This window comes from Rhizobium sp. SVR5-9E (assembly GCF_056755095.1).
The window spans coordinates 44,133-69,657 of record NZ_JBNDHS010000017.1 but is presented as its reverse complement, the minus strand read 5'-3'; the positions used below and the strand labels follow the sequence as shown (position 1 = coordinate 69,657).

Annotated in this window: 21 protein-coding genes and 1 pseudogene; 14 read left to right on the top strand and 8 right to left on the bottom strand. The window is 55.7% G+C overall.

Features of this window, described 5'->3' with window-relative positions:
* Positions 1-31: 31 nt before the first annotated feature.
* Positions 32-547 carry a Dps family protein gene (locus tag ACPYOJ_RS11220; RefSeq protein WP_481416320.1) on the bottom strand — a complete coding sequence of 172 codons (516 nt, stop codon included), beginning with the start codon at positions 545-547 and terminating at the stop codon, positions 32-34.
* A gap of 508 nt (positions 548-1,055) precedes the next feature.
* Positions 1,056-1,448 (bottom strand): OsmC family protein, encoded by a 393-nt coding sequence (locus ACPYOJ_RS11215; protein WP_481416319.1) that lies wholly within the window; start codon positions 1,446-1,448, stop codon positions 1,056-1,058.
* 764 nt (positions 1,449-2,212) lie between these two features.
* Here ACPYOJ_RS11215 and ACPYOJ_RS11210 point away from each other — a divergent pair.
* The 3 genes from ACPYOJ_RS11210 (at position 2,213) to ACPYOJ_RS11200 (ending at position 5,390) form a co-directional block, all read left to right on the top strand.
* Positions 2,213-3,244 carry an alpha/beta hydrolase gene (locus tag ACPYOJ_RS11210; RefSeq protein ID WP_481416318.1) on the top strand — a complete coding sequence of 344 codons (1,032 nt, stop codon included), beginning with the start codon at positions 2,213-2,215 and terminating at the stop codon, positions 3,242-3,244.
* Between the two features lie 33 nt (positions 3,245-3,277).
* Positions 3,278-4,729 (top strand): catalase, encoded by a 1,452-nt coding sequence (locus tag ACPYOJ_RS11205; RefSeq protein ID WP_481416317.1) that lies wholly within the window; start codon positions 3,278-3,280, stop codon positions 4,727-4,729.
* Positions 4,730-4,790: 61 nt separating this feature from the next.
* Positions 4,791-5,390, top strand: coding sequence for an HD domain-containing protein (locus tag ACPYOJ_RS11200; RefSeq protein ID WP_481416316.1), 600 nt, complete (start codon positions 4,791-4,793; stop codon positions 5,388-5,390).
* A 138-nt stretch (positions 5,391-5,528) separates the two neighbouring features.
* On the opposite strand, the gene ACPYOJ_RS11195 is transcribed toward ACPYOJ_RS11200, so the two are convergent.
* The 3 genes from ACPYOJ_RS11195 to ACPYOJ_RS11185 form a co-directional block, all read right to left on the bottom strand.
* On the bottom strand, positions 5,529-7,112 hold the full coding sequence (locus ACPYOJ_RS11195; protein ID WP_481416315.1) for a DHA2 family efflux MFS transporter permease subunit: 1,584 nt from the start codon (positions 7,110-7,112) through the stop codon (positions 5,529-5,531).
* Between the two features lie 13 nt (positions 7,113-7,125).
* Complete coding sequence (locus ACPYOJ_RS11190) at positions 7,126-8,313, bottom strand: HlyD family secretion protein (protein WP_481416314.1); 1,188 nt, start codon at positions 8,311-8,313, stop codon at positions 7,126-7,128.
* 204 nt (positions 8,314-8,517) lie between these two features.
* Positions 8,518-9,513, bottom strand: a complete 996-nt coding sequence (locus ACPYOJ_RS11185) for a LysR family transcriptional regulator (RefSeq protein WP_481416313.1) — start codon at positions 9,511-9,513, stop codon at positions 8,518-8,520.
* A gap of 160 nt (positions 9,514-9,673) precedes the next feature.
* Here ACPYOJ_RS11185 and ACPYOJ_RS11180 point away from each other — a divergent pair, with 160 nt between their 5' ends.
* From ACPYOJ_RS11180 to ACPYOJ_RS11130, 11 genes and pseudogenes are all read left to right on the top strand, one after another.
* On the top strand, positions 9,674-10,219 hold the full coding sequence (locus ACPYOJ_RS11180) for a 4-hydroxylaminobenzoate lyase (RefSeq protein ID WP_481416335.1): 546 nt from the start codon (positions 9,674-9,676) through the stop codon (positions 10,217-10,219).
* Between the two features lie 19 nt (positions 10,220-10,238).
* Positions 10,239-11,237 (top strand): LysR family transcriptional regulator, encoded by a 999-nt coding sequence (locus tag ACPYOJ_RS11175; protein ID WP_481416334.1) that lies wholly within the window; start codon positions 10,239-10,241, stop codon positions 11,235-11,237.
* 493 nt (positions 11,238-11,730) lie between these two features.
* Positions 11,731-13,533: a HAMP domain-containing methyl-accepting chemotaxis protein gene (locus ACPYOJ_RS11170; protein WP_481416312.1), complete on the top strand. Its 1,803-nt coding sequence runs from the start codon at positions 11,731-11,733 to the stop codon at positions 13,531-13,533.
* A gap of 594 nt (positions 13,534-14,127) precedes the next feature.
* A complete protein-coding gene (locus ACPYOJ_RS11165) occupies positions 14,128-15,087 on the top strand; it encodes an MFS transporter (protein ID WP_481416311.1) in 960 nt (319 codons plus the stop codon).
* Positions 15,071-17,932, top strand: coding sequence for an ATP-binding protein (locus tag ACPYOJ_RS11160; protein WP_481416310.1), 2,862 nt, complete (start codon positions 15,071-15,073; stop codon positions 17,930-17,932). Before ACPYOJ_RS11165 ends, ACPYOJ_RS11160 begins: the two co-directional genes overlap by 17 nt.
* Before the next feature lie 135 nt (positions 17,933-18,067).
* The gene (locus tag ACPYOJ_RS11155; RefSeq protein WP_481416333.1) at positions 18,068-18,211 is read left to right on the top strand and encodes a DUF1348 family protein; all 144 of its coding nucleotides are present in this window, start codon (positions 18,068-18,070) and stop codon (positions 18,209-18,211) included.
* Between the two features lie 37 nt (positions 18,212-18,248).
* A pseudogene (locus ACPYOJ_RS11150) lies at positions 18,249-18,404 on the top strand (DUF1348 domain-containing protein); the annotation flags it as partial.
* A 373-nt stretch (positions 18,405-18,777) separates the two neighbouring features.
* Positions 18,778-19,533: a gluconate 2-dehydrogenase subunit 3 family protein gene (locus ACPYOJ_RS11145; protein WP_481416309.1), complete on the top strand. Its 756-nt coding sequence runs from the start codon at positions 18,778-18,780 to the stop codon at positions 19,531-19,533.
* 11 nt (positions 19,534-19,544) lie between these two features.
* The gene (locus ACPYOJ_RS11140) at positions 19,545-21,305 is read left to right on the top strand and encodes a GMC family oxidoreductase (protein WP_481416308.1); all 1,761 of its coding nucleotides are present in this window, start codon (positions 19,545-19,547) and stop codon (positions 21,303-21,305) included.
* Positions 21,306-21,323: 18 nt separating this feature from the next.
* Positions 21,324-21,719 (top strand): c-type cytochrome, encoded by a 396-nt coding sequence (locus ACPYOJ_RS11135; RefSeq protein WP_481416307.1) that lies wholly within the window; start codon positions 21,324-21,326, stop codon positions 21,717-21,719.
* Between the two features lie 42 nt (positions 21,720-21,761).
* A complete protein-coding gene (locus ACPYOJ_RS11130) occupies positions 21,762-22,247 on the top strand; it encodes a GlcG/HbpS family heme-binding protein (protein ID WP_481416306.1) in 486 nt (161 codons plus the stop codon).
* A gap of 114 nt (positions 22,248-22,361) precedes the next feature.
* Here ACPYOJ_RS11130 and ACPYOJ_RS11125 read toward each other — a convergent pair whose 3' ends face one another.
* The 3 genes from ACPYOJ_RS11125 to ACPYOJ_RS11115 form a co-directional block, all read right to left on the bottom strand.
* Positions 22,362-22,598: a hypothetical protein gene (locus ACPYOJ_RS11125; RefSeq protein WP_481416305.1), complete on the bottom strand. Its 237-nt coding sequence runs from the start codon at positions 22,596-22,598 to the stop codon at positions 22,362-22,364.
* Positions 22,599-22,851: 253 nt separating this feature from the next.
* Positions 22,852-24,102, bottom strand: coding sequence for a bifunctional alpha/beta hydrolase/OsmC family protein (locus tag ACPYOJ_RS11120; RefSeq protein WP_481416304.1), 1,251 nt, complete (start codon positions 24,100-24,102; stop codon positions 22,852-22,854).
* Between the two features lie 782 nt (positions 24,103-24,884).
* Positions 24,885-25,508: a substrate-binding domain-containing protein gene (locus ACPYOJ_RS11115; protein ID WP_481416332.1), complete on the bottom strand. Its 624-nt coding sequence runs from the start codon at positions 25,506-25,508 to the stop codon at positions 24,885-24,887.
* Between the last annotated feature and the right edge of the window lie 17 nt (positions 25,509-25,525).

Genomic DNA, 25,525 nt, shown 5'->3' with positions numbered 1-25,525 from the left:
TCCCTTACCAACGGGTCTTAGCAGCCGTCGCCTAACGTGCGCGTGTTGCTTCAAAAAGGAACCAAAGCCGACGCTCAGCTTCGTCGAGCCAATTCTCAATCAAGCTCGTACTTGCGAAGTCGTTGCGTTCGGACGTCAGCTCGTGCAACTGCCGTAAATATCCGACCAATTGCGCGTTGTCCTCCCGAAGCTCCGACAGCATATCACCCGGAGTAACGTACTCAGCGTCATTATCGGAAAGACGTTTTAGCCGTGCGATGTGGCCAATTGAGCGCAGCGTGGTGCCACCAACCTTGCGAGCACGTTCGGCAACGGCATCAGTCATCGCGAACAACTCATCCGCCTGCTCATCGAGAAGGAGATGGTAGTCACGGAAGTGGGAGCCCGACATATGCCAGTGAAAGTTCTTTGTCTTGACGTAAAGCCCGAAGATATCGGCTAGCAGCAATGTCAGCGCTCCAGCAATTTCCGTTATCGCTTCATCAGACAGCCCACTCGGCGTGGATAGAGAGGCACGACGTATTTCTTTTGCGCGTTCGCGATCCATAGACAACCTCAGATGATATGTGTTTCGAAACCGCGGCAGGCCGAGCTACTCAGCCTCACCACTATCTTTCCGTTTCTCGGCGTTGTCGCGTGAGGCCTCGGTTCGGGCTCGACCAGGAGATATTGCGTCACTGGCTGGGAAGGTTTCCTCCAGCGCCTCTTCGAGATAGTCGTCCTGCTCTACTTCGAGCTTGTCCCTTTGAGCGGCCTGGCCTTGGTGCATAATTCGAATATCCGTATCTTGGCAAGAAAGCATGACCGCCGGATTGGGCGACCGGCTTTCTCGTTCGGTCAAACAACGAAGGATTACGCCAACCGAAGCCCAACCTCCACCAGCACTTTTGCTTTAAGGGAGAAGCAAAATTGCAATTTTCGGATTCTTGCTCATGGCCACCGATTGGTGTGTTCACGGACAACCGCATGATAGATGCAGAGCGGCTCTCGTGTGGCTTCTTTTAAAGGGATGTCAAAACACCCTAAAAACAACCGCCAAGACAAGATCGACAGATTTACGGTGCAATTGCGGTGTGAATTGTCAGGCCGGCCTTGAGGATCAAAGTCACCGGCGTTTTCTCGGCTATTTCTGCCGATCGCAGCATTTGCTTGTCGTCCAGTCCAATGCCTTTTAGGGTTCGCCTAACGGCGAGCGCACCCTCTAACGTGCGAAGCAAGTCTACACCGACCTCCAGGTGTTCAAGTGGCCATTGTTTGCGGTCTGCATACATGCGTAATGTGATAGCGGTACACGCGGCGAGACTGGATAGCAGCAAATCGTACGGTGCGGGTCCGATATTCTCTCCGCCGTTTTGTATTGGCTCATCAGAATTGAAGGTGTGCCCGCTTATGTCGATCTTCGTTAGATAATGATCAATCCCGATCCGCGCTGTACCATGTGCTTTCATGCTTTTCCTTATCGGACGAAGTTTGTGGGCGGATATGCTGCTGCGCAGGACCGTAAATGATGGAGTTGCCAAATCAGTTCTATCGCTGATCCCGTGGAACAAGATATTTCGTCGTTGTGATTCTTCCGTGTTCGAGCATTTCTTTCATAGGCTGAACATTAGCTTCGATTTCACCCTTGGGCGGCTTGCCAATGCGGCGAGCGTCTTGTCCGCAATCCAGCCGCCAGGAAGGGACATTACCTCTCACCTCTGTCGTCACGTTTTCTGGTCCAATGGCAAAACCTGTACGCCACCGCACGGGCGCGACGAAGAACCGGGTTTCATATGCAACCTCGGCGCATGTTTGATATTTGTGACCGCACCTGTCCAACCAAGATTAAAACCCAAAGGGCGCCCTCAGCAGCTGCATCAACTGTGAAAATACTGTAATCAAATAAACATCGGATAGATACGCGGATGGAGATCAATCCTCCACCGGCACTTTTGCTCAACAATTTGGGCAAAAATGCTGTTTGAAATTGTCCAGCGCGAGTGCGTTTTTTGCTTGGACGATTTTTGCATACCGAGGGGGTTTTGGCGCTTGCATTTCCAACCTGTGGAATTGTTGAGATCGCCGTTGAATCATGCGGATCGCGGAGACGGATAGGAGGCATCGCCGTTACGCAGCCTTTGATTCCCGTTTCGCTCGAGGCCGACAGTTTCTTGCCTAAAGGCTCAACCCTCGGCACTTCTTGATAATGTGAGGCGCGAGAGCGAGAGCGGCGATGGCTGACCTGGAGGCATCTACGAAAAAGATACTAGCTCCTGAGATGCGAGAGGTGCTTGGCGAGCTCAAGCGACTTGGTGCACTGCCGCTAGCGCAGTTGACCGTCGAGCGCGCGCGCGCACAACCTGGGCCCGCTGACGCTGTAAATTCGCTTGAGATCAGTCGTCACATAGATCGATCGCCTGAGTATTCGATCCGCAGCCATGATCTTTTCTACCTATCGCCGGCCGGCCCAACGTCTGTTCGGATTTACAGCCCGAGCACGGCCGAAGCGCCCTACCCTGTCGTGCTTTATTTCCATAGCGGTGGTTTTGTGATCGGCAACGTCGATACTTACGACATGACTGCTCGTCGATTGGCCCTTCGCGGGAAAGCGCTCGTCGTGTCAGTGGACTACCGCAAAGCTCCGGAGTACCCGTTCCCGGCCGCTCATGAGGATGCTTGGTCTGCGTATCTTTGGATCCTCGAACGAGCCGCGGGATTCGGCGCAGATCCAACCAGAATTGCGTTGGTAGGCGAAAGCGCCGGAGGAAATCTCGCCGCAAACGTCGCAATCCGCGCTGCAGCCGAAAAGGTATTAGCACCAGCCTGCCAAATACTGCTCTATCCGCTCGCCGGGAGCAACGTCGACACCCCTTCGTACCATGAGAACGCGGAGAGTGAGCCATTAGGAAGGGCCGGGATGTTGTGGTTCTTCCAGAACGCTTTCGCCGATCGCTCAATACTCGGCGATCCACGCATCAACCTGGTTACATACCCGAAACGGGCTCTCACAGATCTCGCTCCAGCGCTTGTCATTACTGCAGATCTCGACCCGCTACGAAGCGATGGGCAAGTCTATGCCGAGCGCCTGCGGAGTGCTGGCGTCTCTGTGACCGCCTTGAACATTGAAGGCCTCGGGCATGAGTTCTTTTGCATGAACGCGCTCGTTCCAGGCGCCGCATTTGCGATGCAGTCGATTGTCGGAACGATGACACAGAAATTCCAAGCAACCACGAGCCTGGAGGATAGTCCTGGCCGTCTTGGCTAGAACCCAACGAAAACGCAAGTAAGGATGGGAATAATGGACCATAAGCTAACCACCGTTGCCGGGGCACCGGTCGCTAATAATTTCAATATCGAGACTGCGGGTCCGAGGGGCCCTGCCCTTCTCCAGGATGTGTGGCTGATCGAAAAGCTCGCACACTTTGACCGCGAAGTAATTCCGGAGCGGCGGATGCATGCTAAGGGCTCAGGCGCTTACGGCACCTTTACGGTGACGAATGACATCAGCCGATACACCAAGGCGGCAATCTTTTCGAAGGTCGGAAAGAAGACTGAGATGTTCGCACGCTTCTCGACAGTGGCCGGAGAGCGCGGTGCAGCTGATGCTGAACGAGACATACGAGGTTTTGCGCTAAAGTTCTACACTGAACAGGGTAACTGGGACCTCGTCGGGAATAATACCCCGGTATTTTTCTTTCGTGATCCGCTGCGTTTTCCAGACCTGAATCACGCCATCAAGCGTGATCCGAGAACTGGAATGAGAAGTGCAGAAAGCAACTGGGACTTCTGGACGTTGCTTCCCGAAGCGCTTCACCAGGTAACAATTGTCATGAGTGAGCGGGGCATTCCAAAGAGCTTCCGCCACATGCATGGTTTCGGTAGTCATACCTACAGTTTCATCAATGCCGGCAACGAACGCTACTGGGTGAAATTCACCTTCAAAACTCAGCAGGGAATCGAGAACCTGACAGATGGTGAAGCGAAGGCGGTCATCGGAGAGGACCGAGAAAGCCACCAGCGGGACCTCTTTGAAAGCATTGAGCGGGGCGACTATCCAAGCTGGAAGCTTTACGTGCAGATCATGCCGGAGAAGGCAGCGGCAACGCACCCGGTTAATCCCTTCGATCTTACGAAGGTTTGGCCTCACAAGGACTATCCGCTGATCGAGGTGGGCGTGATGGAGCTGAACCGTAACCCCGAGAATGTGTTTGCGGAGGTTGAACAGGCGTCCTTTACTCCGGCAAATGTCGTGCCCGGGATTAGCTTCTCGCCCGACAAGATGCTCCAGGCGAGATTGTTTTCATACGGCGATGCAGCACGCTATCGACTTGGCGTCAATCACCATCAGATCCCGGTGAATGCACCGCGTTGCCCCTACCATTCCTATCACCGCGATGGCGCAATGCGGGTGGACGGCAATCATGGTGCAACGACGACCTATGTTCCCAACTCTCGCGGCGAGTGGGATGAGCAGCCTGATTTTCGGGAACCTCCGCTGGCTATTGAAGGTGCAGCGGATCATTGGGATCATCGTATTGATGAAGATCATTTTGAACAGCCCGGCAACCTCTTCCGTATGATGACGGCTGATCAGCAGCAGACGCTTTTCGATAATACGGCGCGATCTTTGGGCGGCGTCTCGCTTCATATTCAGCAGCGCCACGTAGCGAATTGCCTCAGGGCTGATCCAGCCTACGGCGCGGGCATCGCACGCGCGCTCGGAATTTCTTACGAACAAGCAGCTGAGTAAGGTTTATCCAATGTCCAAAAATAGCGAAATCATCGCCGGAATCAGGATCCCGGACAGCCAAATGGCAAGGTCTGCGACGGAGTTGGTGCGCGATACCGAAACTGATCTTCTTTATCACCATTCACGGCGCGTGTTTCTCTTTGGCGCGCTGGCTGGGGAACGGAAGGGTTTGAACTATGACCCGGAACTTCTTTACATCGGTGCCATGTTTCACGACATGGGGCTGATCGATTCCTACGCCAGCGAGACGGAGCGGTTTGAAGTGGACGGCGCCAATGCCGCCAAAAACTTCCTGGCGGCCTACGATATCTCGGAGCGGGATGTTGATGATGTTTGGGATTCGATCGCGTTGCATACCACGCCCGGCATTCCCCAGCACAAGCGCCCCACCGTGGCTCTTGTGACGGCCGGTGTCGAGATGGACGTTCTCGGCATTGCGTATGACGAATTCACCGAGCAGCAACGTCACGAGATCTGCAACTGCCATCCGCGGGGCCTGAAGTTCAAACATGGTATCTTATCGGCCTTCTGCTACGGGACGATCAAAAAGCCAGACACGACGTTCGGCAACGTGAAGGCGGACGTTCTTTCCAGGATGGATCCAACCTATAAGCGCGTCGATTTTGCAGAAATGATCATGGGTTCGAAATGGGATAGCTGACGATCCTAAGCTGCACCACTGCTTCGCCAAGGAAAAACACAATGCTCAAAGTATTCAAAAATACTTAGCCCTTGCGGGGCTTTGTTGCGGGACGGCCATGCGCGCGGTGGCTCTTTGATCTTATCCCCCGGGCGATGGCTAGAGAAATCGGCCAGGTAAGCGAGTTTTTCGCAAGAAGATGCTCACGATCGCGGCCGACAGGATAAGTGTTCCAATGACGGAAAACGCGTCCGCAAAGGCCATAACGTAAGCTTCCCGCTGTACGGTTCGTGCCAGAACAAGGTTGATTGCCGCTGCACCGTCGTCGGCAGTCAGGCGGGGTTGTATAAGGCTTTGAAGCTGAGCAACCCGCGTTTGCAACACTACGTCGCCGCTTTGAATATGTGCGCCGATCAGATTCGAGTGGACTTGCTCGCGGATACGAACCAGCGATCCGATGGAAGCTAGGGCCAAGGCCGTCCCGACAGTGCGCGTTATATGGACCCATGAAGCTGCCCATGGGATTTGGGCGAACTCTATATCTTCCGTGAGGATAACCATAACCGGCACCGCAATGAACGAACTGCCGATGGTCTGCAGCGCGAGAGGCAGGAGGAACTCCTGCGCAGCCCAACTACTCGAAACGTTGACACATAGCAACGATCCAAGGCCGAAGATGACGGTGCCAAAGCCAAGCAGGTTACGCGGATCTGCCCGGTAGCTAAGCCAGGCGATGGCAGGCGTCAATAAGATCTGAAGCAGCGCCGCGACCATGAACAACGCGCCGCTTTCCAGCGCTCGATATCCCTGAACGCGGATGAGAAATTGAGGAATGACAAAGCTTGCTGACATAAGGCCAAAACGTGTCAGCAGCATCACCACGATCCCGAGCCCGAAATTGTGATGCCCCAGAAGCTGGGGACCAACGATTGGACTTGGTTGCAGCATCGAGTTCACCATGAAAGCGGCAATCAGAATGAACGCAGCTCCAACGAGACCGACAATCAGGCCGGAACTGAGCCAATCCAATCTATTTCCTTGATCGAGCGCAGCAACAAGGGCTCCGATGCCAAGAGATAAGGTAAGAAGACCGAACAAGTCAGGTCTGCGCAGGCGCATGTACTTCACAGGGTCCGGTTTCAAGCCATATGCTGCTGCAAAAATTGTAAGTGAGGCAGGTATGAGATTCAACCAGAACAGATAGCGCCATGAGAGGTGATCGACGATGATAGCCTCAAGACTGACAGAGAAGCTCGGCGTGACACCGGAAACCATTGCATAGAGCGCCAGCCAAATCAGCCTCCGCTGTTGAGACGCATGTCGCATGATCACGCCATAAGTCATTGGAATGAGAACTCCGGCGCTGAAGCCCCTTAATGCCTGGATGGTTAGCAGAATGCCGAGGGATGGACTAAGTGGTGCAAGCACCGAAAGGACTGAAAAGATCGCCGCTCCGATCACGATGCAGCGAACCGGCGAAAGCAGCTGGCGCATCCAGATTGTCGCCGGCACAGCAGTCGCTTCAGCCACAACATAAGCGGTAGTGATCCAAGATGCCTCATCGAAGCTGATCCCCAGGCTGCCTCGCAGGTCCACGAGACCTACGTCGGTGAGACGGGAACCTAGGACTGCCGTAAACGTCCCGACAAGCACCGACACTACGGCAACGAACGCTTTCCAGTCTGACAGGCCGAGCACAGCTGGCAATCCAGCCGATCTGATTCTATCGTCGGTCGTTGCCAATGCCACAGGCCTTTCAGTTGCTCTGTCTTTCGGCTGTCTGATCGGTGTGAATGGTGGGAACGACCGACATTCCGGGGCGAAGCAAATCGGTCAGGCCATCTGAATCGTCGATCTCAATCCTGACCGCGATCCGTTGCGCCACCTTTGTAAAGTTACCGGTGGCATTGTCCGGGGGTAGGAGTGCAAATTCAGACCCGCTCGCGGGTGAAACGTCAACGACACGCCCGGTCAGGGTGCGCCCTGGAAACGCATCGATGGTCAGCGTGGCCGACTGTCCCGATCGGATGCGGGACAGCTGGGTTTCTTTGTAGTTGGCAAGGACATAGAGGTGGGGCAAAGGCACGACCTCGATGACCCGCGTCCCGGGCGACACGAATTGACCGATGCGCACTCTGCTGGCGCTTGTGATACCATCCACGGGCGAGAATATGCGAGTTCGAACCAAATTGATCCGCGCGATATCGAGGTCGGCCGTGCGGCTGGCGAGATCGGCTTCCGCTTGTTGTTTTTGAGCCTGGAGCACATCGATCTTATGCTGTTGGGCGTCTACGTCAGCCTTTTTCTCGACAAGCTGAGCTTCGAAGCGTCGAAGGTCAGCCACTGCGGTTTCACGCTTCTGTGCGGTCGTCCAGCCCTCGCTTGAGGCGGTTTGCTGACGGTCGTACTCGCTTTTTGCCCGGTCGCGGTCGGCCAAGACTTCGCCCACCACCGCTTCAGATTGCGCGATAATTTTTTGCTGCAGAACGATTTGACTGGCGGCGTTGAGAATCGTGGCCTTGGCACTGCCAACAGCGGCCTGTGCGCGTGCGAGCTGTGCGATATAGTCGCTGTCGTCGATCTGGATCAGCTCATCGCCAGCCTTGACGCGCTGGTAGTCCTTAGCAAGGACCGCTTTCACCTGCCCACTCACCTGAGCGCTAATCGGGGATGTATCGGCCTTGAGATATGCGTCGTCCGTTCTCTGATCCGTCCTGTTGGCTATCCACTCGCCCCATCCCATCGGTACGACGACTGCGGTGCATATGGCGACCAGGATGATGGCAACGCGGATGAGGGCAATCGCCCCCCGCCTTATAGAACGTTTTGAGCTGCGAGCCGCCGGCGCGACGACCGGCTGGTTCGGAACATCAGGCTCGCCGACCCTGCCTTCGGTTGCATCAGCCTTTCCTACAGATTGATGAATTGCGTCAGCCGCCGTCATCGCGTTTATTCCCCGTGGGCCCCGAAGCGTCGGGTCTTGGCGATTCGAGCCGACGGCCGCGACGTTTAGACCGGTCAGCTGTCGTGACTGATCGGAACATGAGTTCCTATGTGGACTCGTTTACGGTTAGGAATTCGATCAAAGCCAGCAGCAATATTGCCAAATCGATTGTGCACGTTTGCGCGAATGCTGTTCGAGATTCGGCTATGACCGGAATGCCGCGAGTTGCGCGCAACTTTCATGGCGCAAAGACTCACTCGCATCATGAATAATTTGGCGCAACCACGTGTGGGCGGGGTCTCTGTTCTGTCCTGCGTGCCACAAGGAGCTCACCTCCAAAACTGCGGTCGGAAAAGGCATTTCGTGCATGTGCACCTGGTTGTTCGTTCTCAGGACTCGTCCTAACTGCCGAGGCACGATGGCTCCGCATCCCCCAACACTCAGAAGAGCCGGGATCGCGAGGAAGTGAGGCAGGACAATCCCGATCCTCGGAATCTGCTCGCGGGAAGCATAGGCTTTTGCAAGCGCCGCCTTGTCAAACATATCAGAGCGACGAGACAAGCCACGTTCCGACAGATATCCGTCCTCTCCTTCACCGGCGCCGAAGGACACCACGCAAAGTGTCAGTTGCTGCAAATCATCCAGGGTCAATGGTTGATCGATATCTAACCCGGTGATCAGAACGTCATCATAGGAAAAAAGTGGTGCCGACCTGAAGCGGCTGGCAATTGTCGAGAATGTTCCGATGGCAATGTCGATCTTTCCAAGATCGATTTGCTCAGCCAAATCGATCCGAGTTGCTGGTCGAATAACCAGATCTATGCAGGGCGCTTCTTTTTTGAGGGTCTGCAGGATCCGGGGGATTAGGACCATGGTTGTCAGATCGTTTGCTGCAACCGTGAATGTGCGATTGGACGTGGTCGGATCGAATGTGCCGGCGTCGATCGCGATTTCAAGAGCATAGAGCGAGTTTCGCACCACCGGAGCCAATTCCAGAGCGCGCTCCGTCGGCTGCATTCGTGAACCGAGCCGCACGAAGATCTCATCTCCGATAATATCGCGCAGCCGAGCGAGAGAATGGCTAACGGCCGACTGTGTAAGATTGAGCTTGCGGCTGGCTCTGACAACACTCTCCTCTTCTATCAACGTATTAAAGACGCGCAGCAGGTTAAGATCCAGACGTCTGAATTTATCGCTCATTGCAAAACCCCATGATGACGGTGCACCACTAGACCACAATATGAATTTGAATCATATGCAACTGATGGAATATCACTTCCAGTGGGCAGCGTTGACCGTATGTTTGTCTTACATGAAAAGTTGCCGCCGTCTGTTCGGCCTTCACACTTGGAGCAGGTCCATGAGCCATAGAGATGAACTTGTCCGCCGCAGCGTGGACTTCTTAAAAGTCGTGAAGGACATGACGCCGAGCGCCGAGCTGGAAAGGTGGCTAAATGAGACCTATGGCCCATCGACACAGCTCTATAAGGATCTCGCGCGATTGATCAAGCTCGGTGTCGAGGAAGGATGGGCTGCGAACCAGGAGGTAAGCGGCTCGGATTATCGCCGCAGCCGCATTGTAGAACCGTCGGCCGACACGTTTCATTTCAGCATCACCGCGGTCTATATGAATAGTAAGGCGCCGCAGGCGTTTCCCGACAACGAAGATGGGGATGTACTGCGTGGCCAATATCATGGTCATCCCTATGGCGAGCTTAACCTCGTGGTGCCACTTGATGAAGGCGCCGAATTGAAGGGCTTGCAGGGATGGCAGGGTGCCGGCTGGACCGCACCGGATCCTGGCAGCAGGCACTACCCAGAAGTCAAGGGCGGCGCTCTTATAGCTCTCTTTTATCTGCCGGCCGGCAGGATATCTTATGATTTCGAACCACCCGAGGCAGCCTGACTAGCACTGAGTTTTGATCGTGATCCGCAGTGACGTTCTCAATGGTTTGTCCTGGGACGACTTCCGCATTGTCAAGGCAATCGGCGACGCCAGGAGTCTAGCGTCGGCCGCCTCGATGACAGGCGTCAACACTTCCACAATCGCAAGGCGGCTCACTCAGATCGAAGCCATATTGGGCGTAGCTTTGTTCGAACGGCGCAGGACCGGCTACGTCGCTACGGAGCCAGGCGTCGAGGTCATCGCGCTCGCCAAACGACTTGAACTCGATATTGTCAGCGTTTCGCACCGCATCAGTGGCCGTGTTCACAAATATTCCGGTCACGTAAAGGTCGCCACCAGCGATTCGCTAGCGCTTCATATTCTGACGCCGTTAGTTGCAGAATTCCGGAAAACCTATTCCGCTATCACTGTGGAAGTCCTCATCGGAAACGCATCGCTCAACTTGGCCCGCGGCGAAGCTGACATCGCACTGCGAGCAACGGATGCTCCTCCAGAAAGCCTGATCGGCAAAAAGATCTCCTCCATCGGCTGGGCCCTATACGGCTGCAAGCGCGTTTGGAGAGACCATCCAGACTCCCTCCATCTTTGTCCTACGATCGATTGGGTCAGTTTCGGCGGAGCGCTTTGTGTGCTAAAGGCCAACGCGCTCATTGACGGTAACCCGTCTCAGTCGAGAGCGGCCTATCGAGTTGATTCTGTTGAGGCGGCGGCAGCGGCGATCGCGGAAAATGTCGGTGTCGGTTATCTGCCGTGCATGCTCGGCGATCTTCACCCAGGGCTTGTTCGCATCGGCCCAATCGAGCCGTCTTTGTCGTCAAACCTTTGGTTGCTGACCCATCCCGATATCCGGAGGACCCCGCGTGTTAACGCGTTCATGACATTGTGCGCGGCCTTTATAGCGAAGCAACGCGCTGTGATCGAGGGACAGACTATGGATGACAATCACCGCCCGTCCGTGCCCACACATGCTCTTTCGGGGATGGGGCCGGGGCATGATGTCGATCGCGACGTGCGGTGACGAGTGGACTGCCACGAGTAAGAAACTTGACCAACGGGCAGCGCTGCTCTGTGGCCATCTCGCTCACGCGCCTAGCAATCCTCCGGCGGCGCTTGTCCAAGCGCTGAATGTTTGCCGATCTCTGCAAGATCGTCGGGTGACATAGCTGGCAACCGCGAGGCACCTCGCCCGCTTGCGCCCGCGAGGTCTCGTAACCACGCGGCGGGAAGCTCAGGTGACATACTATCGCTGCAAGCCCGATGGAAGACGAGCGCCTATCGAGACGCTCGACCTGGTTGCTGCCAGCAAAGAGGACCAGCCATCCGGCCTAAATATTTGATGGCGAATGCTAGATTTTCGCGTCCTCCACTCTGGAGTCGCACATAGGAATATAAATATCTAAGCCCTTATTAAATAACGTGAAAATCTGTTAATGACGGATGTTCGTTAAAACGCTGTTAGTCATTCCGGCCATATTTCTCGCCTATCGCAACAACTTAGATAGGATCTCCAAATGCCCCCCATTTCTATCAGAACATTGCTCAGTGGATTACTCGGGTTGATCGCCAGCATGTTTGTGATTTCGGCGATTATTTCGATCATGGGCATGTCTTATCTCAAGGATCAAACCGATTTCATTGGCAAAAACAAGCTGCCTAAGGCTATGGCGGGAAAAGGTCTGGAGGTCGCCTTCGAACGGGCAAGCTTTACAGCCTCTCGCTTCGTAATTGCCGATACGCCCGCGGCAAAAAGTCAAGCAGCCGATGATATGGCGCGAGCGCGCAGAAAGCTGCAACAGGAGCTCGATGATTATGCTCCCGCGTTTGTGACCCAGCGCGGCAAAGATCTGATTGCGTCCGTAAAATCGGCAGTGGCGAACTACGATCTGGTCGCAACCGACCTTTCTAACGCGACGACCAAAGAACAAGCTGAAACGATCCTCTTAGATGACACAGGTCCGGCCGTCCAAAGAGTGACGCGAGCGCTCGAAGAGCTCCTCGCTTACAACGAGCAAACAACATCCGAAGCCTTGGGGACAAGCGAGGACGTCTACGCGCGCACACTTTACTGGACTTGTGGTACGATCGGCTGCTGCCTGCTGGTGATCTCCGCAATCTTCGGTATATGCGTCATCAGAATTGCAAATCCTCTAAGACGCATTACCCAGGTCATGAATTCACTGGCTGCGGGAAGCACTTCAATCGCAGCTCCATATTTGCAACGCCGCGACGAGATCGGCGCCATGGCTGCGGCCGTTGAAGTTTTTCGTCAAAATGCGATTGAGAAGAGCAGGCTGGAAGGTGAAGCCGTCCTGCAAAGGTCCAAATCCGACCAAGAGGTTCGTGCGCGGCACGCGGCTGAACGCAAACGCACCGAGGAGATGACCTTCGCCACATCGAGTATCGCTGCCGGATTGCGTGCGCTTTCGACCGGCGATCTTTCCTTTCACCTCGATCACCCATTCTCGGGAGAGTTCGAGACCTTGCGAGAGGACTTTAACAGTTCAATTGCAGAACTGTCGCGCGTCCTCATGGCGGTGGCTGCCAGCACAAGGTCAATAAACGATGGCTCAGGAAAGCTAACGTTGTCCTCTGAGGGCCTCGCGCATCGAACCGAACAGCAGGCCGCGTCCTTGGAACAGACTGCGGCGGCACTCGACCAAATTGCCGCCAATTGCACCAGCTCGGCGCAACGAGCCTCGGAAGCCCAAAAGGCGGCTTCGGCTGCGAACCAAAGAGCCTCAGAGTCGGCTACGATCGTCAAGTTGGCGCTCAGCGCGATGGACCGGATTGAGAGCTCATCACAGCAAATTTCCATGATCACCACGTTGATCGACACCATCGCTTTCCAGACGAACCTCCTTGCTCTCAACGCGGGGGTAGAAGCTGCACGCGCGGGCGACGCTGGGAAAGGATTTGCAGTTGTCGCCCAGGAGGTGCGCGAACTGGCTCAGAAGGCGGCCACCGCCGCTCGTGAAATAAAGCAGCTGATCGGCGTGTCTACCGAACAAGTCTCCGGTGGGGTAGCGCGGGTGAAAGATGCGGGGGACGCTCTAATAGCAATTGGACAATTGATCGATACGCTGAACGAACACATGCATGCCATCGCTATCGCGACTGGCGAACAAGCGTCGGGCCTCAAAGAAGTCGCCTCCGCCGTTAATATCATGGACGAAGTTACGCAGAAGAATGCCATAATGGTGCAGGATAATACGAGCGCTTGCGCTCGACTCGCTGCGGAGAGCAATACACTAGAGCGTTACATTGCCCGTTTTACGCTCATTCCACGCCATGAGAGATCAAGGCTTGTCGCCTAAGATGCGCTAATGGCTGAGGGCGTTCGTACGAGCGCCCTCATGACCGAGATTTCCTGGACTTGCTGCGGATCTCCCATGAGCTTTGGCGGTCGAAAGGCCACTAAGGCAAAATTGGAGAGCCTTGGTCAAGTAAGAAAATAGGAAGGCAGAAAGAACTCTGCAAAATCAAGGGCGATGCACATGATCCGGACCACCACTTCGTGAGCAACAGTCCTACCAAGAAGATCTTCGCCACGCACTTCACCGCGGTTAGCCGACGAGCTAGATCACGACGAGGCAACAAAGCCGGAATTATCCGGCATTTATGCTTGTTGATTTTGGTTGGTACTCGGCCGAAAAGCGTTTTGCCTGCATACGTTGCCGGAGTTTCAAACCGTTAGTCTAGGTCGATTCGCCGCGGCTACATTATGAGGTGATGAGATGGAGCTCAGCCGACGTACGAGCAACGAACATTGCCAGGATCGGGTTGCGCACCAGGCTGCATCGGAAGCTGACCGGGATGCTACATGCAAGCTTCTGGGGGGGGGGCCGCTCACTATAGGGCGCCCAATAGCTTCGCGGATCCTCCAATAGACGCCATTCGGACTGCCTCGTATGCCTGATCCAGAACTTCTCCAAAACGATGCGCCCGGCGCCATGCATTGGCGCGTTATCATCGCTGCCACGATCGGTAACGTGCTGGAGCTGTATGTTTTTTTTATCTATGGCGTCCTTGCCGTTACCATGGGCAAGTTAATCTTTTCTCCGAAGGTTCCCGAGCCGGGAGTATTCCTACAAGCGCGCAAAAGGCTTTCGAGGTCTGAAGACAGAGCCTTGCAGCATCCCAGTCGCTACTTATTGCTCGCATTCGGCCTGTTGACGATATATATGATCGCAGGAAACGTGTTGTTCGTCTACATGCCGTCCCTTGCGGCCCACGAATTGCGCCTTTCGAGCTCGGGCGCATTAGTCGTGTCGACTTGTTTGATAATAGCAACGACGCCCGTTTTGGCCGCTGTCTCAGACCGATTTGTCCGCAAACCATTGTTCGTGATTTCGACTGCCGCCCACTTGTTGCTCACCTTCTCCGCGCTCGTGTTCCTGGTGGACTTTCCATCCGTCACCCCCCTGACCGTTGTCCAATCATGCTTTGGTCTGGTGACTGCGACGTATGTCGGCCCCCTCTTGTCGGCATTGGCTGAGATCTTCCCTACGCGCATCCCCGCCGCTGCGATCTCATTGTTATACACCCTTGTCGCAGGCGCGTTCTCGCCAGCCCTGGCCGCCTGGGTAATCGCCGCGACCCCTGACCTGAACGCACCCGCATTTACCCGCTGCGGGCTTGGTCAGCGGTGCGGCTCTCTTTCCACTCAAAGACAGATACCGCGAACCACTGTTATGAGCTTAACGATGCCGGCAATCGCATTGTTCTTCGTGAGCCTTGAACACCTGCCGCCTCAATCGACGTACACAGGACGATTACCACCAATTTCGCGGAGCCGGTCGCCGGTGTTCCCGGACAAGTCCGACTTATGTTGGTTAAACGGGAAGGGTGCGCATGCAAAAGAACGTTGACGAACCTGAGATGTTCGAGTTTGGGCCCTTTTGCATTATCGCCTCCGAGAGGCTGTTGTTGAGAAACGGCGATCCGGTTGTTCTCGGTGGTCGTGCCCTCGACATACTCATCGCCCTGGTTGAGCAGGCGGGAGAGATTGTTAGCCATAGAGAGTTGATCAAGCGAACTTGGCCAGACGTCATCGTCGAAGAAACCAGTCTCCGAGTGCATGTAGCGGCGCTCAGAAAGACGCTGGGTGACGGTCAGAGTGGCGCGCGCTACATCACAAATGTGCCGGGTAGAGGCTACAGTTTTGTCGCCCCGATCCGCGGTTTGAAGCAGCCAGGGCCGGCAGCGGCTGCGCCGGTTAGCCGCATCGGGGAGTCGACCTTGCCTGCGAGTTTGCGGCGGATGGTCGGCCGAGACGAGAGCATCGCGACGATTTCCTCGGAGGTTATCTCCCGCGGGTTTGTCAGCATCATCGGCCCCGGCGGAGTCGGGAAAACAACCGTGGCTATCGCTGTTGCACACAGATTGGCGGCAGACTTCGCCGATGGCATCTTGTTCGTCGGCCTCAGTGTCATCCGGGACAGCTCACTCGTGATTACTACGATCGCGGGGGCGATTGGATGCTTCGAGCAGACGCAGGTCTCACTGCAAACACTGATCGCCTGCCTTGCAGATAAAAAAATCCTCATCATTCTCGATAGCTGTGAGCATGTGATTGGCTCGGTTGCAACATTGGCGGAACAGATCTTCCGAGCCGCCGCTTCGGTAAGCATTCTCGTCACGTCTCGCGAAGCGTTACGGGTCGACGATGAATTCGTCCACCTCCTCCAGCCGCTCGACATTCCCATGGACAATCTTTCTGCGCTGACTGCATCCGAGGCGATCGCCTGGTCCTCGGTACAACTCTTCATGGATCGAGCTAGCGCCGGTGGATATCGCTCCCCCCTTACCGATGATGAGGCGCCGATAATTGCGGAAATTTGCCGGCAGCTCGATGGGATGCCGCTAGCCATCGAGCTGACTGCGTGCAGAACGAGTACATATGGCATTCAAGGCTTGGGGCGATTGATTGGCGATCGCGTGATGTTGCTGTGGCAAAGGCGACGGAGCGTGCCCCGACATCAAACCCTCGAGGCCATGTTAGACTGGAGTTACGATCTTCTGCCGGAGTTCGAGCAGGCGGTATTCAGAACCCTATCCATCTTCGTTGGCGCATTCACCCTCGAGATGGTGCAAGCCTTGTTGCTCTACCTCGACGGCGATGGAATTCGTGTTGCAAATGCCCTTGCAGATTTGTTGGATAAGTCGTTGATTTCGGTATCCCGGAACGACGAGGCAACCTTTTACAAGCTTCTCGACACGACGCGAGCCTATGCTGCAGGCAAGCTGCTGGAGCAGGGTGAAACCAATGCTACAGCGAGGAGGCATGCGTTGTATTATGCGGAACGCCTTGCCGGGACGGCGAGCAGGCTCCAGAACAATCGCAATCTAACCCTGTACTCCCAACACGTCGGCGATATCAGGGCAGCGCTCGAATGGGGTTATTCGCCATCGGGAGATCGGTCCGCCTCCGTACCGCTCGGTGCCGGGGCAGTCCCTCTATTTTTGGGCATGTCGATGTTGCGTGAGTGCAGACGGTGGTCACTGCAGACGCTTCAATCCCTGCCGGAGGAAGATCTCGGATCATTGATCGAATTGAAGCTACAGTTGGCGTTAGCCGTTTCATCAAATCATGCTCACAGTGACAGTGAAGAAGTCAAGGCTGCCTTGGATCGCGGGCTTGTGCTGGCCGAGTCCTTGGATGACGTCGAGCATCAACTCGAGCTGCTTGCGGGATTAAACCTTTATGGCGCTCGAGTCGCGGACCAAGGCGGATCGTTGGCAGCCGCTGAAAGCTATGCGACGAAGGCGAGAAATCTCGGGCGCGCGCGGGAGATGGTTCTGGCTGAGTGGATGCTCGGCGCCAGCCATCACCTGGTGGGGAACCAATCATTAGCCCATGAGAGCTACGAACGGGGCTTCAAGCATGCGGCCACGGCCGGGATCAGTGACGTGCATTCATTTGGATACGACCATCAAGTGCGGGCTTTGATCGGGTTTGCTCGAACATTATGGTGTCGGGGCTTTCCGGATCAGGCTGCAGAGTTCGCGCATCAAGGTATCGAGGTAGCCGTCAGACAGGACCATCCCGTGTCGCTTTGTATTTGCCTTTTATACAGCGCACCGATTTTTCTGTGGCGGGGCGATCAACTGATCGCGGAAGAGTTAATCGACCGGCTGATCGCGAATGCCACCAGGTATTCCCTGCCCTTCTACAAAGCGGGTGGCCTAGGTTTGAAAGGCGATCTCATGCTGCGGAGAGGTAACGTTGAGCTCGCGGTCGAGATCTTGCGCACCGCGCTGTCCGCCATGCGGATGGAAAGGCGCTACATTCTCGCATCCACGATCTCACGCGCCTTGTCGGAGGGTTTGGCGCGTACTGGGCACTCGGCAGAAGCAGCGTTGATTATTGACGCGCTGGCGAATGAGGCTTCGTCTGGCCCCGGGACATTCGAACTCCCCGACTTGCTGCGCGCCCAGGCCCTGGTGCTCTTGAGCGCCTCCCCGGATAATTGGCATGCGGCAGAAACCTGTCTCCTCAACTCTCTCGACTGCGCGCGCCAACAGTCGGCGCTGGGATGGGAACTTCGCTCCGCGATTTTGTTGAGCCGCTGGTGGTCGGGTCGTGGACGTGCCAACGAGGCCCGACGTCTTTTGAAGGACGTTTTCGGCAGGTTTACCGAGGGGTTCGAGACCGCCGATCTGCGGGAGGCAAAGGATCTACTTAAGTTGCTCGAGTCAAGGCGTGTGTGTTGAGCGCCGCCGATGTCCAGATCGCGCCCATAAATTATACTTACACTTTATGACAACGATAAACTCGCCACCCAGCGTTGAGCCGAGCACTCCTCGCATGTTTGCAATGTCACGCCGCACCGTTTTGCCGCACTTTACCTGGACCGCCACGGCACGGTCTTTTTCGCAGGGCGTGTGGCGATCGAGGCCTCGCTCATGCGTCAATGGGCTGAACTGGTCGAGTATCGGCTGATCACCAAACTCTGGAGCTTCTCGGGCAATCGACAACAACTCGGCTTATGAACGCTCCGACACCATCGGCACTTAGTACAGAGCGTATGGTAACGACAATTGGGAAATCGATCAGGAACGGTTGATACGTTGGCGCTTCGCCACCGTCAACGAACATCCAATTGCCAAGAGCCAGCGAACGCTTGCGTGGCCCGTACGGCGCCGCCCTGAGGGCCATCCTGAACTTAGTAACTTTGCTTTTTAAATGCTTTCCAAAGCGATTGCCTAAGCAGTATGGAGCGGTCGATCACTCACTTGGCTGCCGCGCGGCGCCAATAGGATGCCGCAATCGCTGAGATCCCAACCTAACACCTTGCGAGACCACCGTTGCACGGACTACGCCCAGGTTTTCTGCGGGGACGTCGTTGTCGAGCTCGGTCAGTCGGCAGGCCAATTGCAGACTGACCCAGACGCGGCGAGCGCGACGGATCGGGTTCCGACGTTTACGGATGCTCGCGCATTTTCACGGAAATTTACGCGTTCGATCGTGGCTTCGCCGTTACAAATCTCATCGGCTGTTTCGTCATCGATCCAGCGCCGAAGTTTTGATCCTCAGCTGCATTCTTTGGGAGAAATCGATGAGTGACGAGCCCGTTTCCAACCGACTGGATCGCCGCGGCTTTCTGCGAGGGGTTGCCTTGGTTACCAGCACGGTCTCTTTCTCGGCACCAGTGGTCGCCGCAGAGGAGACCAAAGTCGAAGCGGGCGACCCAGCCGGCGAAAATCCTTCTCAAGACTTACCTGCCCCCGAGGCGGGATACCTGTCATTCGGACCCAACGAAGCAAGTTTTGTTGAAGCCTTGGTCAACGTTATGTGTCCAGCCGACAAACTTACGCCGAACGGCGTCGACTGCGGGCTGGCAATTTATTTCGATCGACAGCTCTCAGGTGGTTTCGGGAAGGGCGAGCGGCTCTACATGCAAGGGCCCTGGAAACCGGGGAAACCGCAATATGGTTATCAATTGCCGCTCACCCCTGAAAATTATTTTAAAGCCGGGGTTGCGACGGCGAACGAGGCAGCGCTTGCCAAGTTTGGGCGTAACTTCGCCGAGCTGAAACCTGAAGAAGCAGACGGCTTTTTGCACGAGATTGCTGCCAACAAGGTACAGGGTACGACCTTTCCGCTCGGGCCTTGGTTCAATGAACTCATCTATCCGTTGTTTGTTCAGGCCTGCTTCGCCGACCCGATCTATGGCGGCAATGTCGGCAAGGTGTTCTGGAGGATGATCGGCTACCCCGGTCTGCCTGCGGTGTATGCCGACGACATGATCCAATTTCGCGGTCGGCCATATCCAGGTGCGCGCGATCCAAAGGCGATTGCAGATTTTAGCTGAGGAGGTCGGTTATGGCGAAGATTTCGAAGCAGCGAACCGTCGTTATTTGTGGCGGAGGCTTCACGGCAGGCTTGGTTGCCAGGCAGTTGACTGCCAAGGGGATTGATGTCCTGGTTTTGGAACGTGGAGGCGATCACACTGGGGCAGCGGAAGCCAAACTCCCAAATCAACGCGATGAATTGAGGTGGGATGTTCATGCGGGGCTGATCCAGAATTGGTCTCTTGAGACCTATACATTGCGGCATTCGCGTCGCGAGGAAGCTTTCCCGATCCGTCGTTTAGAGGCGTTTCTTCCTGGCGAAGGCATGGGAGGCGCAGCTAACCATTGGAACGGCCAAACTTGGCGATGGGCGGAGTACGATCCAATCCTGCGCACCCGGCTTGAATCTCGATACGGCAAAAAGGCCATTCCTGCGGAAATTACGGTGCAGGATTGGGGCGTCACCTATGCAGAGCTCGAACCCTATCATACATTATGGGAGAACCTGTTTGGGATCTCGGGCAAAGCCGGCAACATCCAGGGCAAGATCCAACCCGGCGGCAATCCATTCGAGGCACCGCGACAGGGTGAGTATCCGCAGCCTGCACTGCCTCCGACCGAAGCCGGACTGATTTTCACGAAGGCGACGGAGAGCCTTGGTTACAAGCCGTTTCCGATGGCTGCAGCCAATTCGCTGGGCGCCTACACGAATCCTGATGGCGTCGAACTTGGGCAATGTCAGTTCTGTGGTCACTGCGAACGCTTCATTTGCGAGTCGAATGCCAAAGCCAGCCCTCAGGTGCTGCTTTATCCAATTCTGCAGAAGCGAAAAGACTTTGAACTCAAGTTTTTCTCGCATGTCACGGGGATCGACTACGACAAGAAAGCAAAGCGCGTCCGCAGTGTTCGTTATATCGATCTTTCCACCGGCGAGGAGCATGTGCAGCCGGCCGACATCATCGTCCTTGCATCCTTCACAATGGCAAACACCAAGCAACTGCTCGTATCCGGCATCGGCAAGCCCTACGACCCGGAGACCGGTGCGGGTGTGGTCGGCAAGAATTTCTGCCACCAAACCATGTCGGGCGTGAATGTCCATTTCAAGGAACGCTGGATCAATCCCTTTCTCGCCTCCGGTGCCTCGCAAACCTGCATTGACGAATTCAACGGCGACAATTTCGATCACAGCGGCTTGGGCTTCTTTGGTGGTGGCTACATTTATTCGAATGTCACCAGCGGTCGTCCTATCCTCAAACGTCTTGTGCCGCCGGGCACGCCAAGTTGGGGTAGCGCCTGGAAGGAAGCCAATGCGGACTGGTATTCGCACAGCTTCAACATTTACGTTCACGGAAGCTGGTATCCTCATCGGGAGAATTATCTCGACCTCGATCCGACATACCGCGATGCCTACGGTCAGCCCTTGCTGCGAATGACATTCGATCTTCGTGAAAACGAATTGCGAATGTCAGAATATCTCACGCAGAAGGCTGTGGAGGTTGCCAAGGCAAGTGGTGCCGATATTGTTGGAACGCCATCCCCGCGGAAGGGCCCCTATGACGCAAGGGTTTACCAGACAACGCATGTGACCGGTGGCACCGTCATGGGCGCCGACCCGCACACAAGTGTCGTATCCCCCCATCTCCAGCATTGGGACGCGGAAAATCTCTTCGTGGTGGGTGCTTCAGTCTATCCCTTCAATTCCGGCTATAATCCGACCGGTCCTTTAGGAGCGTTGTCGCTGCGTCTTGGAGACGATCTCCTGCGCTATGCGGCAAATCCACGGATGCTCTAATCCAAAAAGCAACTCTCTATGTACGAGGATTCAACCATGCGCTCTGTGTGTCGAACAATCGGTGCGGCCGCTGCTTTTTTTATGACTTCCGCAAACCTCAGTTTGGCGGTTGCTGGCGATGCGACAAGAGGCGAACAGGTATTTGCCAAATGCGCAGCCTGCCACGCCAAGGACGGTACCAATCGGACCGGACCAGGACTGCTTGGTATCGTTGGACGGCAAGCGGGCTCTGCGCAGGGCTATCATTATAGCCGTGCGATGAAGGCCGCTGGCGTGACCTGGAATGAACAGTCTCTGGATGCTTTTATCACAGCTCCGCAAAAGGCTGTTCCCGGCACGACGATGCCCTTTGCCGGAATCAAGGATGAGCAGCAGCGAGGCGATCTCATCGCCTATCTGAGCACGCTCAAATAACGATACGCCCAGCCCGTATTGTTCACTATCGAGGGAGACTTCATGCATCGATCAATCGGGTACGCCATAGGCGTTGGTCTATTCGGAATCGCTAGCAACATACAGCCGGCGACAGCACAGTTCCTGGAAAAGAGGGTTCTGACGCTTGCCGCCGCTGAGAAAATTGCCGAAGCCGCAAAGGCGGAAGCCGAACGACAACATTTGGCTGGCGTCATCGCGGTCGTCGATGACGGCGGCTGGCCGATCCTGTTGCTGCGGATGGACAACGCCTCCTATCTCGCTAGCGTGGAGCTGGCCCCAGGCAAGGCGCGTGCTGCCGCTCTTTTTAGAAAACCCACGGAAGCACTCGAAAACGCCATCAACAATGGCCGCATTGCTGCTGTGACCGCCCACGATTTCATCGAGATGAAAGGCGGTCTTCCGATTCTCGTCGACGGACAGACCATCGGCGGTATTGGCGCCAGTTTCGACACGCCCGATCACGATGCGCAGATCGCGCTGGTTGGGCTTGCCGCCCTTGAGCGCTAACTCAACGGTCCAGACCAGCGCCTTCCAGATAACATTAACCCGCTTCGGGAGCACGCTCCCGCATATCGGTTCCACTTTCTCAGAAGTTGGAGCCTCCAGCAAACCCGGCCTAGTTCATCCGCCGATCCTTACACGATCGATGAAATGGCGCGTGATGTGCTTTCGGTGTTGTCCGAACTGAAGATCAATGACTTTCACATGGCCGGCCTTTCTATTGGAGGCATAATCGCACAAGCCGCAGCCGCAATCGGTTGCGAAGTCTTCTCGGCAATCTCCGATGGGGGAGGTCATCGTCGTGCTAAAAGCAAATTCAAGAGTTGCGCCTTCAGCATCAATTGTATTCACGATCATTGGCTGAAAGCCGGGTATTTGGACCCGCGTCAGGCTGGCCAGTCAACGGCCCACGACGTCCAAAATCGCTGATTATCGGAGAGCTGCAGGCCGAGCAATCGTCGCGAGTTGCCGAGTGGATTGGGCATGGAAGGCTTTCCTGCGGTGGATTTTTTTGTCATCTCTTCGGATGTTAAAAACCTCCTCTGCAGCGCCATCGTTTTTGGATCGGAGATGTAGGTCATGCGCGCACGAATGAGGAAGACTGGCTCTGTCAATGACGCGGCGGCTCCCGGTCTCTAATCTCCGGGGTCGGGACATTGGTCAGATTGTCTTGAACGAGACTGGTTTCGACGTCAGCGCCCCGGACGAGTGTGAGATCGACGGGACAGCGGTCCGCGATCTCAAGTATGGCTTTGCGCTGCTCCTCTTCGAGCGGACCCACCAAGGTGACCGTGCGGACGAAAAGATCCGCAGGCGTCTCTTCGGGACGCTTGGAGTGAACCACCACCGTTCGGGCGTGCTCCAAGGGGTATCCCTTGCGCTCAGCATACATTCGCATCGTCATCGTTGTACAGGCGGCGAGGCCAGCAGAAATCAGCTCGTAGGGCGACAATCCAGTTCCCGTCCCACCAGCGTTCTCCGGCTCATCAGCAAGGAGCCGATGCGGACCGCTACGAATGGCAAGCTGATAGAGCCCGTGACCTGTCTCCTCGGCGACGACGCCGGTTGCTTCCTCGACCTGCGGCAGATCATCGACGAGCAAAGGGAGATAGCGTGACGCCCAGGCTGCGATGATCGTTGCCGCATAGTCGGCGTCGGCGCGGCGGGTGAGCAAATGGTCCGCGTCATCTAGCGAAACGAAGCTCTTTGGATGCTTGGCCGCTGCGAAGATGCGGGACGCATTTTCGATACTCACTGTGCTATCACGTGGGGCATGCAGAACCAACAAAGGGCGACGCAGTTGGGCAATGTGTGCTTCGAGGTCGTGCTGGCGGATATCCTCGACGAACGTCTTGCGAACGATGAAAGGCCGGTCAGCTAAGTACACTTCGGCTTCACCACTTTTCTCGATGCGCGTAAGACTTTCGGGAGTGAATTGATGGAGGACGTGCGCCACATCGGAGGGCGCACCGACCGTTGCGACGGCCCGGATCGTGGGCATCCTGCCGGCAGCTGCCAGCGCAGCTGCACCGCCCAGACTGTGTCCGACGAGAAGTGCCGGCTCCATCCCGGCTTCCGCCATGGCTGCGCCGGCGGCGACGAGATCATCGACATCGGCAGCAAACGTGCCCTCGGAAAATGAGCCGCCGCTGGATCCAATTCCGGCAAAGTCGAACCGGAGCACTCCGATGCCGATGAGGGCGAGGGCCCGTGCCAATCGCACCGACGCCAAGCTGTCCTTTCCGCATGTGAAACAATGCGCAATGAGTGCCCAACCCCGAGGGGTTGCCTGCGGCTGCTCGATGCGTCCCAAAAGGCGGTACCCGTTTGGACTATCGAGTTCGAATGACACATTGGACATGTCCACGTCCCTTCTTTCGCAGAAGGCCTCCGCAGCTACATCGACCGGTTCTGATCGGACTGCACAAAGATCGCCCGCAGTTCCAGGAAAAGAACCTTCTCACAGCTTTCGCCAACCAAAGATAGTAGGTACGATATAGACTAGGCTTCCCTCGTCGGCATCAGCCGCATGCAGCGAAACTGACTGTATTTCTGCGGGATCACTTCTGCACGATTGCCCTTTGAGTTCGGGGCGTCGGATAGTACTGGTGATCGATAACTCCCCCCGGCGTTCGGGACTGCAGAAGGTAGAAGAAAAGTCAAGGACGAGCGGCAGAGAATACCTTGAAAAAAGGCCGGCTATTTTGGCGTACCATGCGAAGAAGCTTATGGCCATGCACTGCGGTCAGGGCGGGTGCTATACGTATCGGGCCAGCTCAGTCAGGACGAGAAAGGGAATTTGAGAGGTCCGGCACCCGTGGATTTGACGGGAAAGGCGAGTGACTTTTCCACACGGAACTTCAGGTGCGTACAACCTATGCGAACGCGGTGAAGTTACTTGCCAAGTTCGGCATCACGTTGGAAGTGTGAGTTCATGCTGAACCGCGACTTGCGGGCCGCCTCAAGCTAGCCGGCATACCTCATGTACGCGAGCAGTTTTCATCGGAAGACCACGCCTTCCCTTCTGTCATTTCAGTCGCCCGTCTTTCGCGGTGGCTCGCCTATCCCACAATCCTGGACGAAATGTTCCTGCACCAAGCTCTCGATTTGCGCCGTTCCGACAATCGATACTTAATGTTTCATTTATTTCGCACTGACGACTGCATACAAGTCGTCTAAAAAACGCTGCACAGCCTTTGAGTAGCGCTTGTCTTTTTTTGTCAGTAAGACAATTGAACTTTCATACCCGTAATGTCCTGGTAGTATCTCTTTCATCTTGCTGGACTTGACCCACCGTGCCGCAAAGTCGAGCGGCAGAAAGCCAAGGTAACGGCCGCTCAACACCATCATCGCGACCGCTTCCAAATCATTGGCCCGGGAAGTGTTGACTTCCACAGGCTTTCGCCGGCGACCATCGGAAAAACGGATGTATTCGCGGAAGCAGCGTTCACATTTGTTGATCCGGTGAATGGAAGCCTCATTCAACTCCTCGTCGAACAGGGGATGCTCGCTTCCGCAGAAAAGCCCGATCCGCTCTGTTGCTAGAATTTGTCGGTCCGTGCCGTCCAGTTCTTTCTGGTGCACAGAGATGCCCACATCGACGCTTCCGTTCCGCACCAATTCTTCAATGAGATGATAGGGCTGCACCTCGACCGAGATGGAGGTGTATGGCGAGCGATCCTTAAACAGCCGTATGGTTTTTTCCAGCTGCAACTGGGGCAAATCGACAATCGCGTTCGCAATCGCAATGCGGATGCGCCCAACCAGGGAGCCACCATTTCACC

Excerpts from the sequence above, each read along its gene's own strand:
- ACPYOJ_RS11215 (WP_481416319.1), bottom strand. The coding sequence starts at position 1,448 with ATGAAAGCACATGGTACAGCGCGGATCGGGATTGATCATTATCTAACG.
- ACPYOJ_RS11200 (WP_481416316.1), top strand. The coding sequence starts at position 4,791 with ATGGCAAGGTCTGCGACGGAGTTGGTGCGCGATACCGAAACTGATCTT.
- ACPYOJ_RS11210 (WP_481416318.1), top strand. The coding sequence starts at position 2,213 with ATGGCTGACCTGGAGGCATCTACGAAAAAGATACTAGCTCCTGAGATG.
- ACPYOJ_RS11190 (WP_481416314.1), bottom strand. The coding sequence starts at position 8,313 with ATGACGGCGGCTGACGCAATTCATCAATCTGTAGGAAAGGCTGATGCA.
- ACPYOJ_RS11130 (WP_481416306.1), top strand. The coding sequence starts at position 21,762 with ATGCATCGATCAATCGGGTACGCCATAGGCGTTGGTCTATTCGGAATC.
- ACPYOJ_RS11120 (WP_481416304.1), bottom strand. The coding sequence starts at position 24,102 with ATGTCCAATGTGTCATTCGAACTCGATAGTCCAAACGGGTACCGCCTT.
- ACPYOJ_RS11125 (WP_481416305.1), bottom strand. The coding sequence starts at position 22,598 with ATGATCGTGAATACAATTGATGCTGAAGGCGCAACTCTTGAATTTGCT.
- ACPYOJ_RS11165 (WP_481416311.1), top strand. The coding sequence starts at position 14,128 with ATGCCTGATCCAGAACTTCTCCAAAACGATGCGCCCGGCGCCATGCAT.
- ACPYOJ_RS11160 (WP_481416310.1), top strand. The coding sequence starts at position 15,071 with ATGCAAAAGAACGTTGACGAACCTGAGATGTTCGAGTTTGGGCCCTTT.
- ACPYOJ_RS11140 (WP_481416308.1), top strand. The coding sequence starts at position 19,545 with ATGGCGAAGATTTCGAAGCAGCGAACCGTCGTTATTTGTGGCGGAGGC.
- ACPYOJ_RS11170 (WP_481416312.1), top strand. The coding sequence starts at position 11,731 with ATGCCCCCCATTTCTATCAGAACATTGCTCAGTGGATTACTCGGGTTG.
- ACPYOJ_RS11145 (WP_481416309.1), top strand. The coding sequence starts at position 18,778 with ATGAGTGACGAGCCCGTTTCCAACCGACTGGATCGCCGCGGCTTTCTG.
- ACPYOJ_RS11180 (WP_481416335.1), top strand. The coding sequence starts at position 9,674 with ATGAGCCATAGAGATGAACTTGTCCGCCGCAGCGTGGACTTCTTAAAA.
- ACPYOJ_RS11205 (WP_481416317.1), top strand. The coding sequence starts at position 3,278 with ATGGACCATAAGCTAACCACCGTTGCCGGGGCACCGGTCGCTAATAAT.
- ACPYOJ_RS11135 (WP_481416307.1), top strand. The coding sequence starts at position 21,324 with ATGTACGAGGATTCAACCATGCGCTCTGTGTGTCGAACAATCGGTGCG.
- ACPYOJ_RS11185 (WP_481416313.1), bottom strand. The coding sequence starts at position 9,513 with ATGAGCGATAAATTCAGACGTCTGGATCTTAACCTGCTGCGCGTCTTT.
- ACPYOJ_RS11220 (WP_481416320.1), bottom strand. The coding sequence starts at position 547 with ATGGATCGCGAACGCGCAAAAGAAATACGTCGTGCCTCTCTATCCACG.